At 38.0% G+C, this 5209-nt stretch carries 2 protein-coding genes; both read left to right on the forward strand.

What is annotated here, in order from left to right; translation table 11 throughout:
• Window positions 1-336 precede the first annotated feature (336 nt).
• A complete protein-coding gene (locus AC1W31_RS20285; RefSeq protein ID WP_481736324.1) occupies window positions 337-4116 on the forward strand; it encodes a ThuA domain-containing protein in 3780 nt (1259 codons plus the stop codon).
• Window positions 4117-4244: 128 nt separating this feature from the next.
• The coding region (locus AC1W31_RS20290; RefSeq protein ID WP_481736325.1) for an LLM class flavin-dependent oxidoreductase at window positions 4245-5209 on the forward strand (965 nt) is incomplete at its 3' end.

Raw genomic sequence — 5209 nt, forward strand, 5'->3', positions numbered from 1 at the left:
CTTTCAATGCTCCATCCTTATATCCAAATATTACACTATCTATTGAGAGCTGATGAATAAAATTGTGTTCGTCAAATAATTTCATTTAGATGTTTTTGTGGTAAAGTTAGTTCATATCCTTCGATTTTACCGGTCATAAAATATGATTATTCAAGTATAGAATAAAAATAAAATTTATTGTCTTAATTTTAGACAATAAATTTTATTTTTTTACATTTGTTAAATAACTGGATTTTCCCGTTAATATAATCTCATCAGTAAGGAATTTGTCTTGTGGCAAATACTTATATGTTCCCAAAAATCCCAATTTATATTAACCTTCAATTTTATAATTTCATGAAAAGAAAACTTTCAATTAACCTAAAAATGCTCATACAGGCACTTTTTATGTTAATCATCATTCACAATGTTTCAGCCCAAAGCAAAATTAATGTTTTGGTGTTTAGTAAAACCGCCGCCTTCCGACATCAATCTATTGGTGCAGGAAAAATTGCACTTGAAAAAATGGCCAAAGAAAAAGGTTTTGGCGTGTCTTTCACAGAAGATGCGACGCAATTTTCGGAACTCAATCTGAAGAAATTTAATACGGTTATCTTTTTGAATACAACGGGGGACATTTTGAATAACGAGCAGCAAAGTGTTTTTGAACGCTATATCCAAGCGGGTGGTGGCTACGTAGGAATTCACGCCGCAACCGATACAGAATACGAATGGCCGTGGTATAATCAAATGGCTGGTGCTTGGTTTTTAGATCACCCAATGCCAAACAATGTGCAAAAAGGTAAATATTTTGTGACTCAGAAAAACGAATTTACCGCTGGAATGCCCGATACATTTGAGAGAACGGACGAATTTTACAGTTACAAAAATATTTCTCCAAAAATAAATGTAGTCCTAAAAATTGATGAAAAAAGCTATACAGGAGGCAAAAATGGCGAGAATCACCCAATGAGTTGGTACCAAGAATTTGACGGTGGGCGTTCGTTTTATACAGGAATGGGACATACTGATGAGACTTTTTCAGAGCCTCTATTTTTGAATCATCTTTGGGCAGGCATTAAATATACTTCTGGTGGTGAAACGCCAAAACCGCTTGATTTCTCAAAGGCTCGTCCAGAAGAAAATCGTTTTACGAAAGTAATTTTGCAAGACAAATTAGACGAACCAATGGAAATGTCGGTGTTGGATAAAGACCGTGTACTTTTCATTCAACGGAAAGGCGAAGTGAGACTCTATAACAACAAAACGAAAGAATTAAAGACAATTGCGAAGATTCCAGTCAGTACAAAATATGTAACAAAAGCAGGCGTAGAATCAATGGGTGAAGATGGACTTTTGGGCTTGAACAAAGACCCGAATTTTGCCCAAAATCACTGGATTTATCTATATTATTCAATTCCAGAAGCCGCAAAAAATATTTTGACCAGATACGAAATCAGAGGCGATGAGTTGGTACTTGATTCTAAAAAAGTATTGTTAGAAGTTGGAACGCAACGGGAAGAATGTTGCCATACTGGTGGTTCAATTGCCTGGGATAAAGCTGGAAATCTTTATTTATCTACAGGAGATAATACCAGTCCAAGAGCCGATAATTATAATCCAATTGATGAACGTGAAGGAAGATATGGTTTTGATGCTCAGAAATCATCCGCAAATACGAATGATTTACGGGGTAAAATTATCAGAATTAAGCCAACTACTGAAGGTTCATACACCATTCCAGAAGGAAATCTTTTCCCAAAAGGAACGGCATTGACTCGCCCTGAAATTTTCACGATGGGACACCGTAACCCATTTCGTATTTCAGTTGACCAGAAAACGGGTTTTGTATATTGGGGCGAAGTTGGTCCAGATGCCTCAAAACCAGATTCTACCAGAGGACCCGAAGGAAATGATGAAGTTGGGCAAGCACGTAAACCAGGAAATTTTGGCTGGCCTCATTTTGTAGGTGATAACAAACCCTACCGTAAATATGATTATGCCACGAAAATTTCGGGCGAATATCAAGATGCTAATGCCCCAACGAATACTTCACCCAATAACACAGGTTTAAAAGTATTACCGCCTGCACAAAAAGCGTTCGTTTGGTATCCTTACGGTGAATCAAAAGAATTTCCATTAGTAGGTAGCGGCGGTAGAAATGCGATGGCTGGCCCCGTATTTTATTCAGAAGATTTCAAAACGGCTGCCAGAACTTTTCCTAAATATTACGATGGAAAATTCTTGGAATATGACTGGATGCGTGGTTGGATTATGGCCGTTACAATGGACAAAGATGGCAATTATAAGTCGATGGAGCGTTTTATGCCAAGCTATAAATTCAGTAATCCAATGGATATGGAATTTGCCGACAATGGAGATTTATACATGCTTGAATATGGTTCAGGTTGGTTTACTGCCAATGACGATGCACGTTTGATTCGGATAGAATACAATGGAGGAAACCGCAAGCCACAAATTGCAATGGTTGCAAACCAAATGGGCGGAGCAACTCCTTTCAATTTGAAATTGACTTCAAAAGGAACGGTGGATGCTGACGGAGATGTATTGACCTATTCTTGGAAAATCACGTCAAAATCGGGATTCAATAAACTCATCAATACACCAGATGCCAATGTAGCCTTGCTTAACTCAGGTGTTTACAAGGCGACTTTGACAGTAAATGATGGAAAAGGTGGAATAAATTCGCAATCAATGGAAATTTCTGCAGGTAACGAACCGCCCGTTTTGAGTTTGGAAATGCCAAAAAGCAACAAATCATTTTACGTGGCCAATAAGTCTTTTGACTACGAAATTAAGGTAAAAGATAAAGAAGATGGAACGTTAGCAAAAGGGATCACGCCTGAGCAAGTGGCCGTAAGCATTGACTACTTGGCAGAAGGGTTTGATAAAAACATGATTGCGATGGGACACCGTTCGGCGGATGCAAGTGCGGCTTTTGCAACAGGTAAAAAATTGATGGAAGGTAGCGATTGTATGGCTTGTCATGCCAAAGAGAAAAAATCGGTAGGGCCAACTTTACGGGATGTTTCTAAAAAATACAATGGTGATGCTTCGGCTTTGGAAAAATTGACGAAGAAAATTATTGCGGGCGGAAGTGGCGTTTGGGGAGATGTGGCAATGGCAGGTCATCCACAACTGGCAACGGCTGATGCGGCTGAAATGGTAAAATATATATTGAATATCAACAATGAAAAGCCGAAAGAAAAATCATTGCCAGTAAACGGATCATACACCACTAAATTACCAGCTGGAGATAAAGGAAAAGGCGTTTATATTGTTCGTGCGTCTTACGAAGACCAAGGCGCAAATGGTCTGCCTTCGTTGAAATCTGAGCAAACTTTTGTGTTAAGAAATGCCAAAATTGATGCCCACGGATTTGATGAATACGTGGATATTAACAAAATGGCTTTTGGTGGAAATAATTTAGCAATTCCTTCAAAATCAGGCGCATATACTTCAATCAAGCAAATTGATTTAAATGGTTTATCAGAATTGCAATTGTTGGCTTTTGCGCCAAAACCTCAATTGAATGCCGTTGGTGGAATTGTAGAACTTCATTTGGGTAGTCCAACGGGGAAAGTGATTGGTACTTCTAAATTTTTGGAACCTTCGGATAAAATGGATTTCAAACCAAGTGTTTTAAGTATTCCAATCAATTTATCGGGTGTGGCAACGGACAAATTACAAGATGTTTATGCGGTATTTTTGAACCCGAAATCGGAAGGTCAATCGTTGATGTTGGTGATGGGATTTGATTTTAAAATGGCTAATGAAGGCGAAACGGTTGAAGCTCCAAAAGCTGAAGCATCGGTTGTAAATACTGATTTTTATGCGGGACAATGGACAACAACTTTCATCGGAACACCACAAGGCGATGCTGAACTTCTATTAAATTTAGTAAGAAACAACGGAAAACTTGAAGGTACAATCACAGCGAAAGCGGATGGTAAAGCTACTATAATTGATAAAATTGAAGAGACTCCAGAAAAGTTAACGTTATATTTCAAAATGATGAGTTATGATTTAAACGCAACGTTTGAAAAAGAGGATAACGACAATTTAAAAGGTTCGTTGATGGGAATGTTCAAAACAAAAGCGGTGAGAATTAAATAAAAAGATTTTTGTGCAGAATGAAAAGAGCGGCTATTTGGTCGCTCTTTTTGTTTAAAGTATAATTCAGAAATTTTTATAGAAACTTTCTAAACAGGCTTTCGTGTTGTTTAAGAAAGAATATACACACAATGACAAAAATACCCATTTCTGTACTCGAATTGGCGACTGTGGTGGAAGGAGGAAATCACAGAAGTGCTATCTCAAACACCGTTAAAATAGCCCAACACACCGAATCTTTAGGTTACAAGCGTTTTTGGATGGCGGAACATCATAACATGGAATACATTGCCAGCTCTGCCACTTCTGTTTTAATTGGTCATGTAGCTGGAAAAACAAATACGATTAGGGTTGGTTCGGGCGGAATAATGTTGCCAAATCATAGTCCTCTGGTAATTGCTGAACAGTTTGGCACGTTAGAAACCATTTATCCCAATAGAATTGATTTAGGATTGGGTCGAGCCCCGGGTTCTGACCAACCCACGGCATTGGCTTTAAGGAGAAATAATATTGACAATGCTCAACTATTTCCATCTGATGTTAGACAATTGCAAACGTATTTTAGTCCTAAAAATCAAACTGCCAAAGTTAGAGCATTTCCCGGTGAAGGTTTAGAAATTCCAATTTGGATGTTAGGTTCCAGTACCGATAGTGCCTATTTAGCGGCAGAAATGGGACTTCCTTACGCTTTTGCTTCCCATTTTGCTCCCGCTCAATTTCGAAATGCTATCAAAATATATCGAGATAATTTCAAGCCTTCGGTCGTTTTGGAACAACCTTACGTGATGGCTTGCGTGAATGTTATTGCGGCTGATACGGATGAAGAAGCCAAATTATTATTCAACAGTTTATTGGGTTTGTTCGTTGGAATTATCACAAATGAGCGAAAACCTTTAAGCCCATCGAATTCAGTCCCTGAAAGTTATCAAATTCCAGAAGTAAGAAATGCTATCAATAGAATGCTTTCGTGTACGTTTATCGGAAGTAAAGAGACAATTAGAAACAGTATTTCAGAGTTTATTGAAGATACAGGAATTAATGAGTTGATGGTGGCTTCGCATATTTTTGATTTGGATAAAAAATTGAAATCATTTTC

The sequence above is a fragment of the Arcicella sp. genome (assembly GCF_964672035.1).